The organism is Flavobacterium endoglycinae, assembly GCF_017352115.1.
In the GTDB taxonomy this organism is placed as follows: Bacteria; Bacteroidota; Bacteroidia; order Flavobacteriales; family Flavobacteriaceae; genus Flavobacterium; species Flavobacterium endoglycinae.
This window is the reverse complement of sequence record NZ_CP071448.1, coordinates 2,579,382-2,604,797: the sequence shown is the minus strand read 5'-3', so window position 1 is coordinate 2,604,797 and position 25,416 is coordinate 2,579,382. Positions and strand designations below refer to the sequence as shown.

The 25,416-nt window shown below is 38.3% G+C and carries 4 protein-coding genes; all 4 read right to left on the bottom strand.

Annotation, left to right across the window (positions count from 1 at the left end; all coding sequences use genetic code 11):
- Positions 1-38: 38 nt before the first annotated feature.
- On the bottom strand, positions 39-1,868 hold the full coding sequence (locus J0383_RS11350; protein WP_207298491.1) for a lytic transglycosylase: 1,830 nt from the start codon (positions 1,866-1,868) through the stop codon (positions 39-41).
- 110 nt (positions 1,869-1,978) lie between these two features.
- Entirely contained in the window at positions 1,979-3,166 is a 1,188-nt protein-coding gene (locus J0383_RS11345; RefSeq protein ID WP_207298490.1) for a phosphoglycerate kinase, read from the bottom strand.
- Positions 3,167-3,382: 216 nt separating this feature from the next.
- Positions 3,383-4,339, bottom strand: coding sequence for a PorP/SprF family type IX secretion system membrane protein (locus J0383_RS11340; protein ID WP_239023334.1), 957 nt, complete (start codon positions 4,337-4,339; stop codon positions 3,383-3,385).
- A gap of 42 nt (positions 4,340-4,381) precedes the next feature.
- Positions 4,382-25,390, bottom strand: a complete 21,009-nt coding sequence (locus J0383_RS11335; protein ID WP_207298488.1) for a T9SS type B sorting domain-containing protein — start codon at positions 25,388-25,390, stop codon at positions 4,382-4,384.
- Positions 25,391-25,416 lie beyond the last annotated feature (26 nt).

The following is a 25,416-nucleotide window of genomic DNA, read 5'->3' as shown; positions in this document are numbered from 1 at the left end:
TAATGAAATAAAACCCAAATTTAAATAAGATTTTTGAACTATCCGTTGATTTTAAGTTTCATTCCCGGTTTAATATCTTCATCTTTAATGTCATTCCATTTTTTGATATCTGAAATGGTTACTCCAGGATATTTTTTTGAAATGCTGTATAAAGAATCTCCTTTTTTCACATAATAATCTTGACTGATACTTTTAGCTGAAGCTGGTTTTTTCTTGAATGAATCAATGTTGTTAGCAGCTACGGCACGTGTTTCTGGTTCTGCAATTTCGGTTACTATTTTAGAAACTACTAATGTTTTTCCTAAACCGATATTGTTAGAAGTAAGATTATTTAGTTCTTTTAAGTCCGCAATAGTCGTACCGAATTTTTTAGCGATACTTCCTAAATTGTCTCCAGAGGCTACAGTGTACTCAACAGTTTGTATCGAAACTTTGTCTTTTTCTTCTACAGAAGCGATTGCTTCTTCTGTATTTTTCTCAACCGCTGGCGTTACTTTTGCTTCTTTAACTGCTTTAGGAGCAGCATCAATTTCTGATTTAATTTTTAACGTTTTACCAAATGCAACAGCATTCGATTTCAGGTTGTTCCATTTCTTTAAATCTGAAATGTTTACATTATACTTATCGGCAATGGCTCCTAAGTTGTCTCCTTTTCTAACTTTATAGAACTGAATATCTTTTGCTGTCTCAACCTCTTTAACTGCTTTTACTTTTGGAGTAATTTTTTGAGCCAGTCTTGTTGGAATGGTTCTGATTTGAGAATCATGGTTTACGTATGCGTAAATCTTATCTTCATTTGAAACAAAAGTAGCAATCTTATCTTTTGGCAGACGAAGGAAATGCTGTTCACCTTGATAGTAAGGTACTACATTTAGTTTGTATGAAGGATTTAAAAGCTGGATTTGTGATTGCGGCATGTCTAATAAATCGGCAATCTGCTTGAAGGTCATTTGATTTTTGATACAAACCGTATCTGTTTCAAATTGTTTTACTACCGCTCTTTCCGGATTGATTCCGTGTTCTTTATGGTATTCAAAAAGATACATTGTCGCGTAGAATGCAGGAACGTATCCTTGTGTTTCTTTTGGAAGGTAGTTACGAATATCCCAATATCCTGTTTTTCCTCCAGAACGACGGATTGCTTTTGTAACGTTTCCTGGACCTGAGTTATACGATGCTAAAACTAATTCCCAATCGTTAAAAATATTGAACATTCGGGTCATATAATCTGAGCATGCTGCAGTAGCTCTAAGAGGATCGCTTCTTTCATCAATGTAAGAGTCGATTTTTAAAGCGTATTGTTTTCCGGTTCCGTACATAAACTGCCAAAGTCCGGTAGCGCCCATTTTAGAAACTGCTTTAGGGTTTAAAGCAGATTCTACAACGGCTAAATATTTTATTTCCAACGGAATTTTTTCTTTTGCAAATGATTCCTCGAATATTGGAAAGTAGTATTCTGATAAAGCCATTAATCGAGAAAACGATTTTTTACGGTTCTTAAGGAATGACTTTATTACATTTTCTAATCCTTGATTGTATTCAATCTCAAATGGTGATTTCTCATTCATTACTGCCAAACGTTGTTTGAGCAATTCTGTTGGCAGTTCTTCATCAACAGTTACATCTTTGTTGATAGTTTGAATGTCTTTGGTTAGATCGTCATAAATATCCAGGCTCACTAACTCATTCATCCAAAGACTATCGACACGTGTGGCCAGATTATCTTTTTTGAATGTGCTTTTAATTGAATCTAAATACGATAACCTAACTTCTGGTTTTATTTCTTTTGTGACTTCTGCAGTTTCCTGCGCGAACATCGACATTGAAAATAAAGCCGTAACCACTAAGGAGATTTTCTTTACAATCATATAACATTTTTTTAAAATTCTATAAATCAATTAATTATAGAAGTCCTATTTTTGCAAACTTAAACAGTTTATCGATAAAAAACACGCAAAAAAATGTTAATTGTGATATTTTAGTCTAAAATCGCAGCGATTCCAGGTAAAATTCTTCCTTCTAACATTTCAAGCATAGCCCCGCCACCAGTGGAAACGTAGCTCATTTTATCTTCAAAACCAAACTGTTTTACTGCTGCAACAGAATCACCTCCTCCTACTAGAGAAAAGGCACCGTTTTTAGTTGATTCTGCTATAAAATCACCTAAAGCAATAGTTCCTTTTGAGAAAGTTTCCATCTCGAAAACGCCCAAAGGTCCATTCCATAAAATAGTTTTTGACTCTAAAATTACTTTTTTGAAGTTCTCTAAAGATTTAGGCCCTGCATCAAGACCCTGCCATCCATCAGGAATTGCAGTAACATCTACAACCTGAGTATTTGCTGTATTCGAGAAATCATCAGCAGCTACTACATCAACAGGAATGTGAACTTGTACTCCTTTTTCTTTTGCCAATCTCAAAATTTCAAGTGCTAAATCAAGTTTATCATCTTCGCAGATTGATTCACCGATTTTTCCTCCTTGAGCTTTAATAAACGTAAATGTCATTCCTCCTCCGATGATCATGTGATCTACTTTGTCAAGAATGTTTTCAATAACGGTAATTTTTGAAGAAACTTTCGATCCTCCTAAAACTGCTGTTACTGGTTTTTCGCTATTTTTAAGTACTTTGTTTAAACTGTCAATTTCTTTTGCCAATAAGGTTCCGAAACATTTATCGTTTGGAAAGAATTGTGCAATAATAGTTGTCGAAGCGTGAGCTCTGTGTGCTGTTCCGAATGCATCGTTTACGTAGATATCTCCAAGTGATGCTAATTCTTTTGCAAAAGCCACATCTCCTGCTTCTTCTTCAGCATGAAAACGTAAATTTTCAAGTAATAAAACTTCTCCCGGTTTTAAATCTTTTGCTGCAGTTTGAGCTGGTTCGCCTACACAGTTTTCAGCAAATTTAACCTGTACTCCTAAAATTTCAGAAGCTGTTTTAAGGATGTGTTTTAAAGAGTATTTTTCTTCTGCACCTTTTGGTCTTCCTAAGTGTGACATTAAAATTACACTTCCACCTTGTGCTAAAATAGCATCGATAGTTGGTTTTGCAGCTTCAATACGTGTTGTATCCGTTACATTAAAGTTTTCGTCTAACGGCACATTGAAATCAACACGGATAATTGCCTTTTTATTTTTAAAATCGAAATCGCTTAAAGTTTTCATTTGATAATTTTTTAGTTTTTTTGAAAGAAAAACAAATATAGGATATTTAAGCTTGTATTAAATTCGAAAAAAACGAAAAATAATGCGCTATTACAACGAAAACGATGTAAACAGTGAAAAAAAACAAAAATCGTAGAAATAAAAAGAAAATTTATTTCTATAAAACACTAAAACTTACTGTTTTCAATATAAACAGTAAGTTTTAATGTTAAGAGTTTAATCGTGAACCGGGCTCTGCGTACAAGGACAGTTACTAACTGATTGTAAGAAATCGAATCCGATTGTTATAGAGTGCGTACCGCTGTTATAACTGCTTAGTCCGTTAAACATAAACTGATATGAATACGCAAAATAGAATTTCGATTTCATAAAACCGGCCATTGGCGCTACAGATAGTGGTTTTGGGAATTGATCGTTTAAGAAACGATACGATACTCCAATCCAGTAGTAATCTTCGTAACGATTGTATTTTCTGTATTTGAAGTTTAAGTCGGTTGTAGAACGACCGTCACTAGCAAAGTATTGGTAAAATACAGATGGTTCATATTCGATACGGTTGTTTTCTCCATCTTTGAAAGTGAAACCACTGTATACTTGAAAGTTCGAAAGTAAATCTGGTTCGTTGGCTCTTTCAACATTAATGTTTTTCTTCAACACGTTATTGGCATTGAAACTAAAATAAAATCCTTTGTTACGATACAAAGCACTAATATCAAAGTTATTGTTACCGCTATAGCGATTGTCTGTAACTCCTGGATCAGTACTGGTAAAATTACCTGTATCAATACGGAAGCTGTTGAAGTTATACGAGATACCAAAAGATAAATACTGCTGAGAGTAATAATCTAAAATCAAGTGGTGTGCAAAAGAGACTTTTGCTCCTGTTTGTCTGGTATTTCCGTTTTTATCATTGTAAAGAGAAATTCCAACTCCTGAACGATCTAAAACCCTAAAGTCAGCATAAAGAGATTGATTATCTGGCGCATCCTTAATACCTACCCATTGAGTAAGACCGTTTGCTCTAATTCTAAGGTTATCTCCGATACCTGCGTATGCTGGAGAAAGAATAAAAGGGTTATCGGCCAAATACTGAGTAAATACCGGTAGGTTTAACTCTTGGCTGTAACTTGTTGTTACAGCCATGAGTACTAAGGATAAAATAAAATTTTTCATTGTAATAATTTTTTTAGATAACATCATAGGGGCTTTATTTTGTTATCTGTATAAAGTGAAATGTCCAACAAACTCACGTGAGTCTTTCTCGTCATTCAGTTTAAGAACGTACCAGTAGTCTCCTGTTGGTAATTCTGAACCTTGATATTTACCATCCCATTTCTCACCATAGTGGTATTTCGCAATTACACGTCCGTATCTGTCAAAGATTTCGAACACAAGGTTGTTGTAAATATTTGTACAACCAGGACCCCAAGTGTCAGAGATTCCGTCACCATTAGGCGTAAAGTAATTGTCAATACAAACATCTACGTAAGTCATTGGAACAATCATTGTCGCGGTACATCCATTTTGGTCTCTTACAATTACTTCATAATCTCCAGATTTGTAGATTTTGTATTTGTTAGATGTTGTGAATGGTTCTCCGTTGAAGCTGTATTCATAGCTTGGAGCTCCTCCTACACCTGTTACAGAAATCACGTTCATTTCTGGCTGACCATCAGATAATTTGATAGTTAATTTATCGAATGCTACAATGTTGAAGCTTGCTGTTGGCTGGATACATCCGTTAGTATGTCTAGCATAAATTACGTGTGTTCCAGGAGCTACATCTTTAAATACATTGTCTAACTGATATGGACCTGCTTGGTTATCAAGAGCATAATCAACTTCAGAAGGATCAACTGTTCCATTAATGGTTACTGTAACCGTATTTGTCTCACATCCGTAAACTACTTCTCTTAATGGATCAAGATCTACAGCCGTTGGTACAAGAACTTCGATTTCATAATCACAACCGTTAGCATCTTTAACGAATGCTGTGTGGTTTCCACCAGCAAGACCATCAAATGTATGCTGTGTTCCTGTTACCGCAACAAATGGACCATTGATGTTATCAAGACTTACTGTGTAAGGAGCTGTTCCTCCAGCAATGTCAATTGTAAATTCACCATTTAGATCTCCAACGCACTGCTCACCAAGAATTGAATTAGGTGTTACAGCTGCTGAAAGTGGTAACGCTGGCTGCGTGATCACTACATCTGTCATTACATAACATCCGTTTTCATCCTGCGCGATTACAGTATATGTACCGAATGTAAGTTTATCAAAAATGTTAATCGAATCAAACTGGTTTAAGTCTGGTGATATAGCATATTTAATTTGTCCTGTACCTCCTGTTGCAGTTACAACAATTTTACCATTGTTTTCACCGAAACAAGAAACATTTGTTGCGTCAAATGTAGCTTGTAAAGCAACTGGCGGTTCGTTGATTGTAATAAGAGCAGATGCATCTTCACAATCGCCGCTTACTACTTTCACAATGTAATCTCCAATTACTAAGTCTTCGAAGATTCCGGTAGATTGTGGTCCTTGAACTACTGTACCTCCAGCATTTTCTAAAGTATACACATAGTTTCCTAATCCGCCTTTAGCTTCTGCTACGATAACTCCTGTAGCTTCACCTGTACATTTTACAACTGCATTAGTAACGTCAACATCAATATCAAGCGGTTCTAATGGATCGATTGCAATTTCGTTAGAAACAAATCCAACACATCCAATTGCATCTTTCACATAGTAGCTGTGTTTACCAACTGGAACTGCGAAAGTTACTGATGATGTAAATGTGCCTAATGTTGTTGTGAAACTAGCATCATCACTATACGTATATGGAGCTGTTCCTCCTACTGCGCTTAATGTTAATGTTGCCTGAGTTAAACAGGTTTGTGAAGTTTCTTCAACTAATGTTGGAACTACTTCTGTAGGCTCATTAATTACAATATTTGTTGATGTTGCAGAACAGTTGAATCCGTCTGTAACCGTTATTGTATAGGTTCCTGCACCTAATCCGCTGAATACTGGGCTTGATTGAGGTCCAGATGATACAACAGGATTTGCTGATACAATGTTCAATGTGTACATGTAGTTGCTTCCTTGTCCTCCTGTTGGCGGATCTACTGTAATTACTCCAGATTTATCTCCGAAACAAGTTAACATAGTTGCATTTGCTGTTGCATTGATAACGATTGGCGCTGGTACTACTAATACTTCAGTTGCTGTATCGATACAACCTGCGTTGTCTCTTACGTTAATTGTATAGTTACCTGCTGATAATCCTGGGAATACAGCTTGAGCAGAGTAATCAACTAAAACGGTTCCGTTTAATAGTAACTGATACTCATATCCGTTATCCCATCCGCCAATTGCTGTAGCAGTAATTTGTCCATCATTGTTACCAGCAGCACATGTAATATCTGCTTTTGTAGTAGTCAACGTTAATTCTGCTGCAGGCTGTTCGATTGTGAACAATGTGCTTACTGTACAGAATGGGTTGTTTACTAATGTTGCTACAACTGTATATTGACCAGCCGTTAAGTTAGAAATTCTAACTGGACCTGCATTTGTAGAAGTTCCGTTGCTTGGAACCGGACCAGTGATTACGTAGTTGAATACTCCGGCATCGTCTGTTGGGTTCAATTGGTTATCTACAAAAGTTAAGTCAACACTTCCGTTAGCAGCACCGAAACAGATTTTTCCGTTAACTGTTACTGCTTGGATTTCGAAAGTATTAGGATCGTTTACATAATGAACTTCTTCAATAGTACATCCTGTCGCAGGGTTTTGAACTGTGATTAGATAATCACCAATTGTTAATCCTGTGAATACTCCGTTTGTATTTGTCTGGCTGAATGTATTACCATTCGTACCTGTAACTGTATAGTTTAATAATACTGGTGTACCTCCTGTTGTTGATACTGTAACTGTAATGTCTTCGTTTGAAGTACATGTTACAGCTGTATTTACAGTAACGTTGATATCGTCTAAGCTAATAAACGGATTAACAACAGCTGTTCCAGTAGTAGATCCCATACATCCATTATCGTCATAAACATTTACAGTATAGCTTCCTCCTAAGAAATCAGCTTCGCTGTATACGTTATCAGCACCTTTTTGAACTACTACTCCGTTTTTCAAGAACTCGTAGATTACGTAGTTTCCTGATCCACCTGTTACTGAATTAACAGTGATTGTAGCATATCCTGAAGCATTTGTTCCAGCAGCACAACCGTACTGTGCAATTACTGGCGCACCTACAGTTATTACGTTTGGTTCACTGATTCTGATATCTTCAGAATCTTGACAACCTCTTCCTGAAGTAACCGTTACGGTGTAATCTCCAGCTTCAAGGTTTTCAAATACATTGTCAGTTTGTGCTGGTCTGTTAACAGCAACTCCTAAAGCAGTTGTTCCTGTTAAGGTGTATGTATAAACTGGGTTATCATTTACGCCTGCACCACTTGGAGTTAGGCTAGTAATGATTGATCCATCAGATCCACCTTTACAAGAAACGTTTCTTCCTTGTAATGCAAGTCCTGTGATAACTGTTGCTGGAGCGATTTCAATTGTTACTTGGAATGCACATCCTGTAACGACGTCTCTTACTCGTACAATATGTGTACCTGGAGCAACATTGTTGAATACTGCCGGAGTCGTGTTTACAATCACACCTCCGTCTAATGTATATCTATAATTTGCTGTTCCAGAACCACCTGTTGCAGTTGCTGTAATAACACCATTATTTAATGTACAGCTTGGAAGCGCATTAACTGTAGTGTCAAGCTGTAATGCTGGTGAAATAGTCACCGCTGCTGTGGCAGTTGCAGTACATGCATTAGCGTCTCTTACTGTAATATCGTAAGTTCCTGCTGCATTTACAGTAAATGTTGGGCTAGATTGGAATCCGTTTCCAATGCTATACTCGTATGGTGCAACACCTGAACCAACATTAACGGTAAATGTATATTCACCAGCTGCTGTTGGACATTGGCTTGTAACATTTGCAGTAATTGCGCTTGGCAATGGATCAACTGCAATGGTAATTGGGATAAACGTTTCACAATTATTAGAATCGATCACGTATGCTCTCCAATTTAAGCTTACTGCTGGATCAAGAACTGCATTATTACTGTTTGAATAATCAGCAGCTGTTGGAGTCCCTGTTCCTGCGATGAATGCGTATTGGTAATTTGGAGTTCCACCTGCAGCAGTTACGCTAACCTGTGCACCAGAATTACAGTTTGCATTTATGTTTGTTGTTTCAGTTAATGTCAATACTGATGGTTCACCAACAGTTACTGAAGCACTAGCTGTACAGTTTGTTGTTTGATCTGTTACTTCAACTGTGTATGTACCAATTGGTAAGTTAGTTAAAGTTACCACTTTACCTGTTTGTGTAATAGTTCCTGTAGTTGGACCTCCGATTAATGCAACAGTGTATGTTCCAGTAAAGTTATCGACGTCAAATTTCACAGAACCATTCGCACCTCCATTACAGCTCACATCATTTACTAATTGACCAGCAATAGTAATGTTCACTAAAGGATCAACAGTGTAGTATTCTTCATCTTTACAACCGTTAGCGTCTGTAACTTGGAACAAGTAAGTACCTGCATCAAGTAATGTAAAGACACCACTAGTAGCTCCCGAAGTATTTGTTACTGCACTTGCAGGAGAAAGAATTTCATAATGTAATGCACCAACTCCATTTGTAACAGTTACTGTTACTGTACTAGTTGTGCTAGCTGTTGGAGCACAGTAAATAGGTGTTCCAGTAATTGTGTTAATCGTTGGAGGGTTCAAGGCTGGAATAGTTACACTAACCGGTACAGCAATGATACAGTTGTTAGCATCTTTTACGTATGCTGTAACTGTTCCTGAACTGTAAGTAGTGAACGTATTTGTTGCACTGTAATTTGTTCCTCCATTGAAACTATATTGGTAAGGAGCTGTTCCTGTTCCTGCTGTTACATTTACTGTAACTACTGCAGGCTGGGTGGCATTTCCTGTTCCGCATGTTAAACTCTGTGTCAGTACAGCTGTAGCTGCAAGAGCCGTAGGTTCAGTAATAGTAGCTGTTACAATTACTGAGGTACATTGTTTAGCATCCTGTACTTCAATGTTGTAGGTTCCTGCTGTTAATCCTGTAAAGATGTTTGAACTCTGGTAAGTTCCGCCGTTGATTCTGTACTGGTATGGAAGGATACCATTAGCAGCCGTAACGATGATGCTTCCGTCGTTTCCTCCTATACAGCTTACATTAGTCTGTGTGAATGTTGCTGTAGGAGTCGTTGTTGGCGTAACTATTACCGGAATCGATAATGCCTGGCATCCCTGGCTGTCTGTTACTCTGAAAGTGTACGTTCCAGGTGCAGCAGCTGTATATGGTGATGTTGCAGCCACATATCCGCCTCCGTTAAAGTCAACTTCAAATCCTGTGTATGTTAATGTTCCCTGAGTGGCTAATAATGTAATGCTTGCTGATCCTGCACAGGTTAAATCCTGTGTAAGTGTAGCCTGCAGTAACAATTCCTGGCGTAAGGTATACGGACTTGAAACAATACAGCCGTTTCCGTCTTTAATATAGAATACGTAGTTGCCCGGAGCATTCAATACAAAGTTAGGGCTTGACTGGTAGCCGTTACCAATACTGTATGTAGGTGTGCCGACATAAGTCCCTGTAATTGTGATAGGCACCGGAGTTCCTGTGTAGCAGTATAATCCTGCTGATGAATTGATTGTTGGAAGCGCATCGGTAGCGATTGTAATATCAACCATAGTTACACATCCGTTGGCATCAATTGCGTAAGCATCCCATTGTGTATTTACTGCCGGATCTAATACTGCATTTGCTGCTGTATCGTAATCCAGAGGATTTGGTGCTGCTCCGTCCTGAACAAACTGGTATCTGTAGTTTGGTGTACCGCCTGCGGCAGCAACTTCAACTTTTGCTCCAAAATTACAGTTTGCGTTTACGTTGCTCACAATAGTTAAGCCAAGTGCTGCTGGCTGGGTAACCACCACTGAAGCTGTAGCTGTACAGCTTGTTGTGTTATCTGTTACCTGTACTGTGTAAGTTCCAGGAACTAAACCTGTAACATTCACTGTGTTTCCTGTCTGTGTCAGTGTGCCTGTACCTGCTGTAAGAACTGCTGTATATGCTGTTCCGTAATCAGCAACTGTAAATCTTACAGCTCCGTTTGCCTGTCCGTTACAAACCACATTGCTCACTAACTGGCCTGCAATGCTGATGTTCGTTACAGGAACAACTGTGTATGATTTCTGGAACGTACATCCGTTAGCATCTGTTACCTGGAATAAGTAAGTGTCAGGCGCTAATCCTGCAAATACAGCTGAAGTCTGTTTTGGAACTGCAACCGGAGATAAAATCTCATATTGAAGTGTTCCAACTCCGTTGATCACATTGCTGATCGTAACTGTACTTGTCGTGTTTGCAGCAGGCGCACAATAAATTGGCGTACCTGTGATATCCATGTTCGTTGGAGGGTTCAAGGCTGGAATAGTTACACTAACCGGTACAGCAATGATACAGTTGTTAGCATCTTTTACGTATGCTGTAACTGTTCCTGAACTGTAAGTAGTGAACGTATTTGTTGCACTGTAATTTGTTCCTCCATTGAAACTGTATTGGTAAGGAGCTGTTCCTGTTCCTGCTGTTACATTTACTGTAACTACTGCAGGCTGGGTGGCATTTCCTGTTCCGCATGTTAAACTCTGTGTCAGTACAGCTGTAGCTGCAAGAGCCGTAGGTTCAGTAATAGTAGCTGTTACAATTACTGAGGTACATTGTTTAGCATCCTGTACTTCAATGTTGTAGGTTCCTGCTGTTAATCCTGTAAAGATGTTTGAACTCTGGTAAGTTCCGCCGTTGATTCTGTACTGGTATGGAAGGATACCATTAGCAGCCGTAACGATGATGCTTCCGTCGTTTCCTCCTATACAGCTTACATTAGTCTGTGTGAATGTTGCTGTAGGAGTCGTTGTTGGCGTAACTATTACCGGAATCGATAATGCCTGGCATCCCTGGCTGTCTGTTACTCTGAAAGTGTACGTTCCAGGTGCAGCAGCTGTATATGGTGATGTTGCAGCCACATATCCGCCTCCGTTAAAGTCAACTTCAAATCCTGTGTATGTTAATGTTCCCTGAGTGGCTAATAATGTAATGCTTGCTGATCCTGCACAGGTTAAATCCTGTGTAAGTGTAGCCTGCAGTAACAATTCCTGGCGTAAGGTATACGGACTTGAAACAATACAGCCGTTTCCGTCTTTAATATAGAATACGTAGTTGCCCGGAGCATTCAATACAAAGTTAGGGCTTGACTGGTAGCCGTTACCAATACTGTATGTAGGTGTGCCGACATAAGTCCCTGTAATTGTGATAGGCACCGGAGTTCCTGTGTAGCAGTATAATCCTGCTGATGAATTGATTGTTGGAAGCGCATCGGTAGCGATTGTAATATCAACCATAGTTACACATCCGTTGGCATCAATTGCGTAAGCATCCCATTGTGTATTTACTGCCGGATCTAATACTGCATTTGCTGCTGTATCGTAATCCAGAGGATTTGGTGCTGCTCCGTCCTGAACAAACTGGTATCTGTAGTTTGGTGTACCGCCTGCGGCAGCAACTTCAACTTTTGCTCCAAAATTACAGTTTGCGTTTACGTTGCTCACAATAGTTAAGCCAAGTGCTGCTGGCTGGGTAACCACCACTGAAGCTGTAGCTGTACAGCTTGTTGTGTTATCTGTTACCTGTACTGTGTAAGTTCCAGGAACTAAACCTGTAACATTCACTGTGTTTCCTGTCTGTGTCAGTGTGCCTGTACCTGCTGTAAGAACTGCTGTATATGCTGTTCCGTAATCAGCAACTGTAAATCTTACAGCTCCGTTTGCCTGTCCGTTACAAACCACATTGCTCACTAACTGGCCTGCAATGCTGATGTTCGTTACAGGAACAACTGTGTATGATTTCTGGAACGTACATCCGTTAGCATCTGTTACCTGGAATAAGTAAGTGTCAGGCGCTAATCCTGCAAATACAGCTGAAGTCTGTTTTGGAACTGCAACCGGAGATAAAATCTCATATTGAAGTGTTCCAACTCCGTTGATCACATTGCTGATCGTAACTGTACTTGTCGTGTTTGCAGCAGGTGCACAGTAAATTGGCGTACCTGTGATATCCATGTTCGTTGGAGGATTCAAGGCTGGTACATCTACTCCATTTGGTAAAATGAAGATACATTCTTTAGCATCCTTAACGAAAACGTCAAATGTAATACCAGCAAACGTTTCATACGTATTTGTGCTGGTATATGTTGCTCCTCCATCAAAACTGTATAAGTATGGAGCTGTTCCATCTGCAGCAGTTACAGTAACAACTGCTTTAGTTGGAAGGTTTCCAGTCGCACAAACTAAATTAGCTGTAATTGCTGAAGTAGCTGTTAAAGCGGTTGGTTGTAATATTGTAATTGCTGAACTTGGGAAAATACAAGATTTAGCATCTCTTACGGTAATAATATATGAGTTACCAGCAGATAATCCAGTGAATACATTTGATGTTTGGAATGTTCCTCCGTCTAATTGGTATTCGTAAGGACCAACTCCTGAAGTAACATTTACCGTAATTGTTCCATCTGAACCACCATTACAGCTTACGTCAGTTTGCGTAGTTGTGAAAACAGTGTTTGGAAGAGGATCTAATGTAAATGTTTCAGTAGCTTGACAAGCTGTTGGCAGCTTAGCATCGCTTACTCTGAAAATGTAATTTCCTAGAACGCTTGTTGAAAGTACGTTTGTAGCCATAGTAGTATAGCTTCCTCCACCATTTGTAGAGTACTCATACGTATATGCAGTATTGTAACCACCAGTAGCCGTTAAAGTAATTTGGGCATTTGGAGTTGCTGTACAATCAAGTTCTTTCGTTAATGCCACGTTTAATAATAATTGTGGTTTAACTTCATAAGTAGTAGTAGCTGTACAGCCATTACCATCTTTTATAACTAAAGTATATATTCCAGAAGCATTAAATGTAAAGTTAGGGCTTGTTTGGAATGTACTACCGTTAACACTGTAAGTAGGTGCTCCCGCAACTGCAGGATCTACTGTTCCTGTAATTGTAATTGTAAATGGAGTACCATCGTAACAAATTTCTGCTGGTGCTGTAATTGTAGGATCTGCATCTCTGTCTAATGTAACAGGAGCCGCTTTAATACAACCGTAAGCATCTTTTACATAAGCCACGTAGTTTCCTGCATTTCTGTTAAATGTATTAGCAGAAGCCCATCCAGCAGTTGTTGCTGTAGGTACAGGATCTGTATCAGGTAATAATAAATATGTATATGGAGCTGTTCCATCTTTTCCAATAGCTGTAATAATACCAGAGTTTGGATTACAGTTTGCATTTTTAGAAACCGAAGCTGTAACTGATAAATCAATAGCAGATTCTGTAATATTAAATGAATTAGTAGCAACACTACATCCTGCATTTGTTGCTCCTGCAGTTTCTCTAATTACTACTACGTAATTTCCGAAACTTAATGCACCAAGGTTGTTGATTGCAAGATTACCATTAGCCGGAACAGTACCTGTTCCTGTAATACCAGTGCTAACTAAAGTGAAAGCATCATAGATTTCATAACTAATTGGTGTTGCCGTTGGGTATGTACTATTTACTGTGAATGAAACATTTCCATTATTACTTCCTCTACAAGTAATATTATTAGCTGTTAATCCTGTTACTGTTAATGTAGAGTTAGTTGGGATAGGGAATTCAGCTGTTTCATAGTAGTAACATCCTGTTCCACCATCATGTACAATGAAAGTGTATTTAACTCCTGGTAATAAGTTAGGAATAGATGTTTTCTTACTTCCCACTGCATCTTCGTCATACCATGGAAGTGTTGTTGGTGCAGAATAAACCATTCCAGGACCTGTGTAAACTGCAAAGTGGAATGGACCAGGACCTGTAATGTTTGTTGAAGCAGCACCAATAGCCACAACTGCTGAACCTAATGAAGAACAATCAGCTGGCGGCGGTGTTACTGTTATATCTAAATCATCTGGCGGAGAAGCAACAAATACATTTTGTTCAATATTTGTACATCCGTTCGCGTCTGTAATGATGATTTGGTATAAACCAAAGTCAACTACTTCAAAAACAGCAGTAGAACCTGTTTGGTTTGTGATTTGTTTGTTATAACCATTAACACCTGTTACGTGGTACGTGTAATTTGGAGTACCTCCAGTAACAGAGTTAATTGTGATAGATCCTAAAGATACACCACCTGCACCACAAGTAATTGGAGTAACTGTTCTGCTTACTACAATTGGTGTAGGCTGTAAAATAGTAATGTTGAATGTATCTGTACATCCTTTCGCATCTGTAACTGTAACTACATAATCACCAGCTGCCAAACCAGATGTTTGAGAACCGTAATTAACTCCTGTAGTGGTGTTTAATACCGTGTATACGAATGGTGCCTGACCTTTTGTATTGTCAATAGTAATAGCGATTGCTGCAGTAGCATCACCATTACAGTTTATGTTTTGAGTTTGTGTAACTCCAGTAATTTCAGGTAATACTGGTGTAGTAACGATAACTGCAGATGATGTAGCTGTACATCCTCTTGAATCTGTTACTGTGAAAGTATATGAACCAGCTGTGCCAGTTGTGAATACATTTCCAGCAAATGTTCCTGTATTTGGAGAACTTGTATACGTAAATGGTCCGATTCCTCCTGCTGGTGTTAACGTAATTTGTGCATTAACTGGAGCAGAACATGTAATATCTTTATCTAAAACGGCATTTAATGTTAATGCATTGTTTACAATAACAACGTTACTGTTTGCTGTACATCCGTTACCATCTTTAATTCTAACTGTATAACTTCCAGGAGTCGTAATTACAAAAGTATTACCTGCTTGGTAAGAAGCTCCTCCGTTAATACTATAGCTTAATGGCGCTACTAAACCAGCACCTGGTGTTGCTGTAATAGTGTAAGAACCTACACCAAAACATTGACCAGTAGCTGAAGCTGTAACTGTTGGAACTGGATCTCTTGTAATGGTTACATCAAGTTTGAATGTACAACCATTTGCATCGATTACGTAAACATCCCAGTTTAAGTTAACTGCTGGATCTAAGTTTGCTTTGTTGTTATTTGTATACGTTCCCGCTGGTGCACCATCTTGTACAAATGAATATCTGTAAACTGGTGTTCCTCCTGCTGCTGTAACCGTTACTTCAGAAGTGCTTACGAAACAGTTAGCATTAACTGCTGTGTAAGTTGCCGATAGGGCAGCTGCTGGCTGGCCAATTGTAATAGAAGCATTCGCTGTACATCCTGTTACTTCATCAGTAATAACAATTGCATAGGTATTTGCTGTTAAATTAGATAATGTAACTGTAGCAGTATTCACTCCTGTAACAGCTGTTCCTCCGTTAACTGTATATGAATAAGTAGATCCAAAACCAGAAACATTTAATCTGATAGAACCTGTATTTCCTCCATTACATAATACATCACTTAATTTGCTAGCTGTAACTGTAATTGGTGTAACCGGATTAACGGTATAAGCTTCTGTATAATAACATCCATTAGCATCTGTAACTCTAAACATATAAGTTCCCGGCGCTAAACCAGCGAAAGCATTAGAGGTTTGTTTAGGTACAATTACTGGTGATGGTGCAATTGTTTCATATTGTAATGCTCCAACTCCATTTGTTGCTGTTAAAGTAACAGTAGTTGTTGTAGCGGTACAAGTAACGGCAGGAGAAGCAAAAGTTAAGTCTGTTGGAGGGTTCAATCTTAATAAAGTTCCTGAACCTGTTACAGGACATCCTTTAGCATCTCTAACTGAGTATGTAAATGGCTGGTCAGCTGCGTTATCGTTTAATGTTAATACATTATTTGAGCTGAATGCGCTTCCGTTGAAGCTGTATTGATAAGGTGCAGTACCTGTTCCAGCAGTCACATTGATTGTAACTGTTCCTGCTACTTTACCGTTTGCTGCATTACAAGAGAATGGAACTGTTGTAATGGTAGCTGCTAAAGTAACTGGCTGTGTAATGGTAACTGCTACAGATCCCTGGCATCCTTTACTGTCTCTTACATAGAAAGTATAAGAACCTGCTGCTAATCCTGTAAATGTTGGATTAGTTGTGAATCCTGTTGAGGCATTATTGCTGTATGTAAATCCGCCTGATCCGCCTGCACCTGTTAAAGTAACAGATCCGTCAGAAGCACCATTACAGCTTGCGTTTGTTTGAACTGCTGTAACAGTAGGATTTGTAATTGGATCAACTGTAACAACAGCTGTTTTTTGACATCCGTTAGCATCTGTAACTACAAACGTATAAGTATCTGCATTTGCAGGAGTAACTGAGTATGTAAATGTTGGACCTGAAATTGGAGCACTTGCTGTACTTGGAGTTCCTGATCCTTTTTGTACTGTATATGTGAATTGAGATCTTCCTCCGCCAATTGTAACTGTAATAGTTGCATTTGGTGTAGCAGTACAATCTAACTCTTTAGTAACTGTACCAGTTACTGTTAATTGAGGGTAAACAGTTGTTGCTGCTGGAGCAGATGCAATACAACCATTTGCGTCTTTAACGTATACTGTATATGATCCTGCTGGAACTGTAAATGTATTGCTTGTCTGGAATGCTCCAGTTGGACCAGCGATTCCGTATGTTAATGGAGCTAGACCTGTTGCTGTTGCCGTGATTGTAAATCCGCTTCCAGAAGCTGTACACTGATTGTTTACGGTTACGTTTGTAACTGCTGGCATAGCATCCATAATTACTGTAACTGTAGATTTTACTGTACATCCGTTAGCATCTTTAACATATACATCCCAAACCATATTAGCTCCAGAATTAGTATCTACTGTTAAAATAGCACTATTTGTGTAAGGAGATGATGGAACTGTTGACGGGCTTATAGCATAAGCATAAGTATAGTTAGGTGTACCGCCTGTTGCAGTAACCGTTATCTGTGAATTGTCGTTGTTACAGTTAGCATTAGTTGCGACAGCAGATGTAATGGCTAAGTTAGCCGCTGGCTGACCAATAACGATACTCGCAGAATTAGTACAACCTGTTGCTGTATCTGTTACCTGAACCGTGTATGTTCCTGCTGCAACATTAGATAATGTTAATGTATTTCCTGATTTAGTAAGTGTACCTGAACCTAATGTTCCTGCTGTTAATGTAAATGTATAAGCACCTACAGTAGCATTTCCAGAAACTGTATACGTTCCAGATCCTGTAGAACCTCCTCTACAAAGAACGTCACTTGTTTTATTACCTGTAACAGAAATAGGAGTTACTGGGCTTACTACATAAGCTTCTGTATAATAACATCCGTTTGCATCTGTTACTCTGAAAGTATACGATCCAGGAGCAAGACCTGCAAATGAATTAGAAGTTTGTTTTGCAATAATAACTGGAGATGGAGCAATTGTTTCATATCTCAATGTTCCCACTCCATTTGTTGCTGTTAAAGTAACAGTAGTTGTTGTAGCGGTACAAGTAACCGCTGGAGAAGCAAAAGTTAAGTCTGTTGGAGGGTTCAATCTTAATAAAGTTCCTGAACCTGTTACAGGACATCCTTTAGCATCTCTAACTGAGTATGTAAATGGCTGGTCAGCTCCGTTATCGTTTAATGTTAATACATTGTTTGAGCTGAATGCGCTTCCGTTGAAGCTGTATTCGTATGGTGCTGTACCAGTTCCAGCAGTTACGTTGATTGTAACTGTTCCTGCTACTTTACCGTTTGCAGCATTACAAGAGAATGGAACTGTTGTAATGGTAGCTGCTAAAGTACTTGGCTGTGTAATGGTAACTGCTACTGATCCCTGGCATCCTTTACTGTCTCTTACATAGAAAGTATAAGAACCTGCTGCTAATCCTGTAAATGTTGGATTAGTTGTGAATCCTGTTGAGGCATTGTTGCTGTATGTAAATCCGCCTGATCCGCCTGCACCTGTTAAAGTAACAGATCCGTCAGAAGCACCATTACAGCTTGCGTTTGTTTGAACTGCTGTAACAGTAGGATTTGAAATAGGATCAACTTTTGTTACTACTGTACTTTGACATCCGTTAGCATCTCTAACTACGAAAGTATAAGTATCTGCATTTGCAGGAGTAACTGAATATGTAAATGTTGGACCTGAAATTGGGGCGCTTGATGCACTTGGAGTTCCTGATCCTTTTTGTACTGTGTATGTAAATTGAGATCTTCCTCCCCCAATAGTAACTGTAATAGTTGCATTTGGTGTAGCGGTACAATCTAATTCTTTAGTAACTACACCTACAGTAGTTAATTGTGGATAAATAGTAAGTGCTGTTGCTGTAGTAGCTGTACAACCATTTCTGTCTTTTACTGTTACTGTATAAGTACCAGCCGCAACGTTAAATGTATTTCCGGTTTGGAAAGAAGTACCATCAATACTGTATGTTAATGGCGCTAATCCAGTTCCTGTTGCAGTAATTGTAAATGAGTTTCCAGAAGCTGTACACTGATTTCCGTTTGTTGCTGTTACCGTTGGAAGGTTATCTGCTGCAACAGTAACGGCATTTCTTGTAATACATCCGTTAGTGTCTTTTACATATACGTCCCAAACTAAATCTGCACCAGAATTAGTATCAACTGTAACTACATTACTTGCTGCATAAACAGTTGGAACTGCAGCACCTGATCTTACTGCTGCGTAAGTATAATTTGGTGTTCCACCCGCAGCCGTAACGGTAATTTGTGAATTATCATTGTTACAATTTACATTGCTTGCAGCAGCTGTAAATGTTAAAGCATTTGCAGGTTCTGCGATTACAATGCTTGCATTAGCAGTACAACCTGTTGCATTATCGGTTACACGAACTGTATATGTACCAGCAACCACATTTGATAAGGTTAATGTGTTTCCTGATTTAGTAAGTGTACCTGAACCTAATGTTCCTGCTGTTAATGTAAATGTATAAGCACCTACAGTAGCATTTCCAGAAACTGTGTAAGTACCAGATCCTGTAGCTCCTCCTTTACAAAGAGCATCGCTTGTTTTGTTTCCAACAACAGCGATTGGAGTTACTGGAGTAATAGTGTAAGGTTTGTCAAAATAACATCCGTTTGCATCAGTAACTCTAAAGTTATAAGTTCCTGCAGCTAATCCTGGGAATACTCCTGTTGTATTAGAAGCAGCAGATGCAGCTGGTGATGTAATTGAATATGTTAATGTTCCTACTCCATTTGTTGCAGTTGCTGTAACTGTAGTAGTTGTTGCTGTACAAGTTACTGCATTTGAACTGAATGAAATATCAGTAGGAGGATTTAATCTGTTTATTGTAATAGTTTGAACAGGAGTTTTACAACCTTGAGCATCACTTACTACATAAGAAATAGTTTGATTTGTGCCGTTATCTGTAACAGATAATGTACGTGTGCTTGAGAAAGTTGTACCACCATCAAAACTATATTGATATGGAGCTGTTCCTGTTGTTGGAACGGCAATTGTTACAGTCGCTGCTTGTTTTACATTTGATGCATTACAAGAAAATGCTGTCGCAGATGCAGTGGCTGTTAAAGTTGTTGGTTCAGCAATAGTAATGCTTCCAACAGCAGAGGTACAACCATTACTATCCATAACTCGGAAGTTATACGTTCCTGCTGCTAAACCTGTATAATTTGATTGTGTTGTATAAGTCGTTGGAACAGGAGTTGTTGTACTTCTGTAGAACAAGTAAGTATAAGAACCTGATCCACCAGCTCCTACTAATTGTACAGAACCTGTTGAAGCACCGTTACAAGTTGCATCAACCTTAGTTGCCGTTACAGTAGGGTTTGTAAGAGGGCTGATTATAGCACTTGTTGTGGTAATACATCCTTTAGAATCTGTAATTTCAAAAGTATAAGTTGCTGCTGTTGTTGCAGTGTACACAAATGAATTACCCGTTACATTGATTGAAGAACCATAAGCAGCACTATTTCTTCTCACCTTATAAGTGAAAGCACTTGTGCCTCCTGTAATAGAAACTGTAATAGTAGCATTTGGAGATGTTGTACAATCTAATGTTTTAGAGATAGTGGCACTTCCTTGCAACTGTGGTGCAATAACAATATTACTGATAGCAGCCGTACAGTTATTACTATCTGTTACTAAGATGTTATGCGTACCAGGACCAACATTTGTAAATGTGTTAGAAGTCTGAGCTGCAGCACCATCTAAACTATAAGTTAAAGTTCCAGTTCCAGTAGCCGTTACTACAAGTGTTGCTTGATTTACGGTATCGTAACATAAATCAGAGCTTGCAGCTAACGAAGCTGTTGGAGCATTTGGAGAGGTAATATTAACCGTTGCTGAAGCTGGAGATGAACAAGAGTTAGCATCTCTAACTACTATTCTATACGTTCCAGAAGGAATATTGGTAAATACATTCGACGTTTGGAATGGTACTACAACTGTAGTTCCATTATTTTGTCTTAACTCATATTGATAACTAGGCGTTCCTCCTGTTACTGTCGCCGTAATAGAAGCTCCATTTGTACAAGTTGGCTGAGATGTAACCTGAGCTGTAACCGCTAAAGCAGCTGGTGCTGTAATAGGTTGAGAGAATGGGAAGCTACAAGTCGATACGCTATTGTTATAACGGATTTGAATTGCGTATGTTTGGCTTGTTAATCCTGTTATTGTTACAGGAGATACTTTAGAGTTTATCCAAGTAGTTCCATTGTTGATAGAATAATCAAATCCGTATGGAAGATTAAAGTTTTGTGCCGCAATAGTAATTTCTCCATTATTTCCACCATTACAAGTAACATTTTTAACTCCTGTTATAGAAGCTGAAAATGCTTTATTGCTGTCAATAACAATTGGGAAATCTTTTTGGCTGATACATGATTTTGGAATCTGACGTACCCAGATATCATCAATTACGATATCATTTCCACCATATTGAACACTTCCAGAACGAATTCTAAAGGTTAAATTCGTATTGTTTCCTGGGTTTAATGAAATATTAATTGGAACCCATTTTGTTCTGTTTGGATCATTTGCTGCTTCAGCAATTTTACCAGTATCTTCTGTAGCCACTACAGTACCAGCGCTATTCACTAACTCAAATCGTACGATAGGAGCTGCTCCATTTACACCAGTATTTAATAAGTTACCTACGTATAAAGAAACCATTACCGGTTGATTTGGAATAACATCGATAATTGGTTTACTGTATAAAACTCCGTAAGGTCCTGCCGCAGCTCCAATATTTACTAATAAATATCTTCCATTTGCATCCCCAACACCTGCTAAATTGTTAGGATTTGTAGTGTGGTCTTTAAAATGAAACCATGCTCCTGAGTTATTACTATTAGGATCATCACCTCTCCAGAAGAAACTTGTTACTGAATATTGGTTATCCTCTACAGAACGAGTTGGTGTTCCATTTAAAGAACAAGTATAAGGAGGGTTAACTCTTTGATCATTGAAACAGTATGCAGACGCAATACCAGGAGTTGTTGTAGTTCCTCCTGACCCGAAATCTTCAATTAATAAATTACTGTATGTTGGAACAGAAACTAAATTATATTTTACGCTTACTGTATGAGATCCAGAAGGAACATTTAGAAAAACGTTAGGAGGTGTATTTGTATTTAATACATTATCAAGGTAATACTCATAAGTATAATTTGCTCCTCCGTTATTGGTTACTGTTACAGTACTTGTTGCAGTACCGTTACAGTTGTAAACTGGTGCACCCACTGCAATTGTAGGATCTGCTGGTTTTGGATCTAAAACCACACCTGGCATTGCAAATGTACAACCTTTAGAGTCTCTTACATAAAGCGTGTAAGTTCCTGGAGCAACATAAGCTTCATTTGAAGTTCCATAAGATGTACCTCCATTGAAGCTATAAGTATAAGGAGGTGTTCCTCCTTGAGGATTTGTAATACGAACTTTACCATATCCGTTTCCTGAAGGGTCGCAACCTGCTAATTCAGAAACACCCGCTGATGCCGATAAAGCATTTGCAGGAGCATCGATTACAAGTGCAACAGCAGGATCAGTACAAGTTGTTCCTGAAAGTGTATAGCGCACCACAACATTATAAGTACCTCCTGTAAGGTTAGGGAATACAGGATTACTGCTAAATGTTGCGCCATTATCTATACTGTATTGTAAAGTGTATCCGTTAGCATTAGTAACGTTAACACTAATTTGAGCCGTTTCACCATTACAGTTGATTTCTGTTTTTGAAATCGTGTAAACTGGTTTTGGATTAGCTGTAACTGTAATAGATGTAGTTGTGCTACAGTTGTTCGCATCTACAACTAAAATATTAAATGTACCTGGAGCCGTTACCTCAATTTCATTTGATAATTGGAATGTTGTTGATCCGTTTATGAAATGATAATATGGTGCAGTTCCTCCTGTTGTTGTAACAACAATTTTTCCATTGCTGCATGATGTTAACGGTACTGTTAAAGCAGCCGTAGCATTCAATGCTGCTGGAACTGGGTTAATAGTAACATTTACAGATTTGTCACAAGTAGGTGCAGGTGCTCCACCTACAGCGCCATTCGTAACTCTTACTCGGTAAGTTCCCGGATCTAAATTTGCAAATGTATAATCTGCATTAGCAGTTGGTCCAAAGCTGTTCACTAAAGTACCACCGCTGTTGTAGATATAATAGTAGTATTGTGGATCAATATTTTCTGCTCCAACTTTAATCGTTCCTTTTTGTCCATTACATAAAGGCTGAGTTACTACAGTACTGATATTTAAACTTCTATCTCTAATTAAAATACTAGGAACAGTAAAAATACAAGGATTAGTAGTTACACCCACTTGTCTGATATGAACTGTATACGAATTTGGAGTATTGATCGTAAAAGTATTACTAGACTGGTAAGCACCAATCGTTCCGTTTGGATCTGTACTGATCGCATATTCATATCCAGCAGGAACACCTCCAATGGTAATACTTCCCGGAGTACCGCAAGTAATATCTTTATGTGTTTCGGTTGGAGTTAATGCGTTTGTATACACATTAAAGTAAAAACGGTTGAAACATCCTCCCGTATAATTTAATGTCAAACGGAACTGCCCTGCAATATTGGCATTGTAACTAGGTCCGCTTGCTACCTGAGTCCAAGTACAAGATGTATTTTCATTGGCACAATTTTGATTTGTAACCGCAGCACAACTACCCTCGTTTAATTTTTCCCAGATAATACTTGAAGCGTCAGAAATACTAGTTGTAATTTGTCTTGATGCATTACCGCCGCATAAGAAAATATTCGGCAGTTTTTTACCATCATTAGGACAAGTTACTACTTGATCTGCAAAAGGTATTACAGGGTTTTGTGTTGTTGCTCCAAATCGAGATACAACGAACTCCTGAGAAATTGATCTACAAGGTGCTGCCGCAAGGTTATACACATAATAAGTACCAGGATCTTTAACTGTAATGGTTTGTCCGCTTCCTATTTGCTGTGTACGTGCCTCATCGCTATACCAAGTATAATTAGTATATCCGTTAGCTGCCGTTAAATTGATAGTTTCACCACATAACGTAACGTTTTCAGAAAATTTACAGCCGTCAATTCCAACCAAAAAGTTTGTTGCCTTAGGAACTAAGATACATCCTGTATTCGTGTTAACACTCGGGTCATCAGAAATTGTAAAAGTAGTATTCTGTGTTCCTTTATAAGTAGCATAAGCCGAGTTGTCAATACTGTTAGAACAAGCTTCGCTTAACATATGACAATCCGGAACTACCTGAACTTTGAAACTGATTACTTTTTCAGGGTCACCCACTTTAACAACATTGTTATTTACTGCAAAAACAATATTTCTTGTAGTAGCATTATAACTCTGAACCGTTACACCTGATGGAAGTGAAACAATATCAGCAGGATAATTAAAAATAATATTAATAGGCAGCTGATCTCTAATTGTAAATGAAGTAGCGTTATCATTACCTGTGTTTCTGAAACCAATTTCATAATTAAGCGTCTGGCCCATTGTTACGTTCTGTCCGCCAATGTTTGCTCCAGCCGCATTTTTTACAATTTTCGTTAAAACAATTTTAGGCTCAATAATCTCAACGTTGAATGCATTGAAAAATAATCCGTAACCGTCACCACTTGTGGTAAGTTTTAATTGTGCCGAAGTATCGTTATTCTTTATAACACTACCACCGGGGTATGCTGCAGTCGCTGGATTGGGTACATTTAGAATACCGGCTTCAAAGCCAAGCGTGTTACCACTGGCAGGATTTCGGGCAGTGTATGGACCGTTTGTATCGTTAATAGTACTATTGAAAAAGTTGTTAACTGGACGTTCTGCTGTAGAAATATCAGTATTATTAATAGAATATTTATCACCCGTTAAGTTAACGTCACCCTCTAGAGCCGCAAAAGCTAACTTTGCTTTTACAGAACCGGTTGGAATCGTTTTAAATCCCGAGATATCATACGTTACTGGTCCGCTTGAAGCCTGAATCCATCTGAAACCATCAAAAGAAGTAATATATTTAGCAGAAGATTTTGGATCTTCATAAACCACAAATAAATTCCATCCTGCTGAGAAACCACCATTTATCTGTCCTCTACCTGAAATAATATTCGCAACAGTATAAGTACCTTCTGGATTTGCCAATGCTTGAACTAATGCTGTAGCATCATAATAATAAGCATACGGCATTTGATCCCCATTTGAAGTAGACGGGTAATAATCATAAATTAATTGTCCGGTAATATCAGTATAAGCAGTCTGATTAGGTAATTTAATTTTAATAGAACCTAAATTGTTTCGATTTACTGTTCCGTTATTTACGGCTCCCTGGCTGTAAATACCCGCCCAATAAAGTCCCGCATAAACAATTTTATAACACTCCCTGCTTGTTTGAGGAACAGCTAAATTAGCCGAGCTTGAGCTGAATGTAGTATTATCATTATCGATATCAATATATTGCATATTAAGATCGTTGTTATTCTGGCTCGTAGAATTAAAAGCGTTATTTGGGCGCTCATTATTCCTAACATCTCTATTCAAAATATTATTACCAATCAAAAGCATATCACCTTTTAAACTCGTATCGAAACGAGGGGTGAAATTTTTCTGAGAGAACATAACAAAACTTTGAATACAAAGTAATACAGCTAAAACTAATTTTAAAGTAGTAGGTTTCTTCATGTTTCTATGGTTTCGGTTTAACGGCT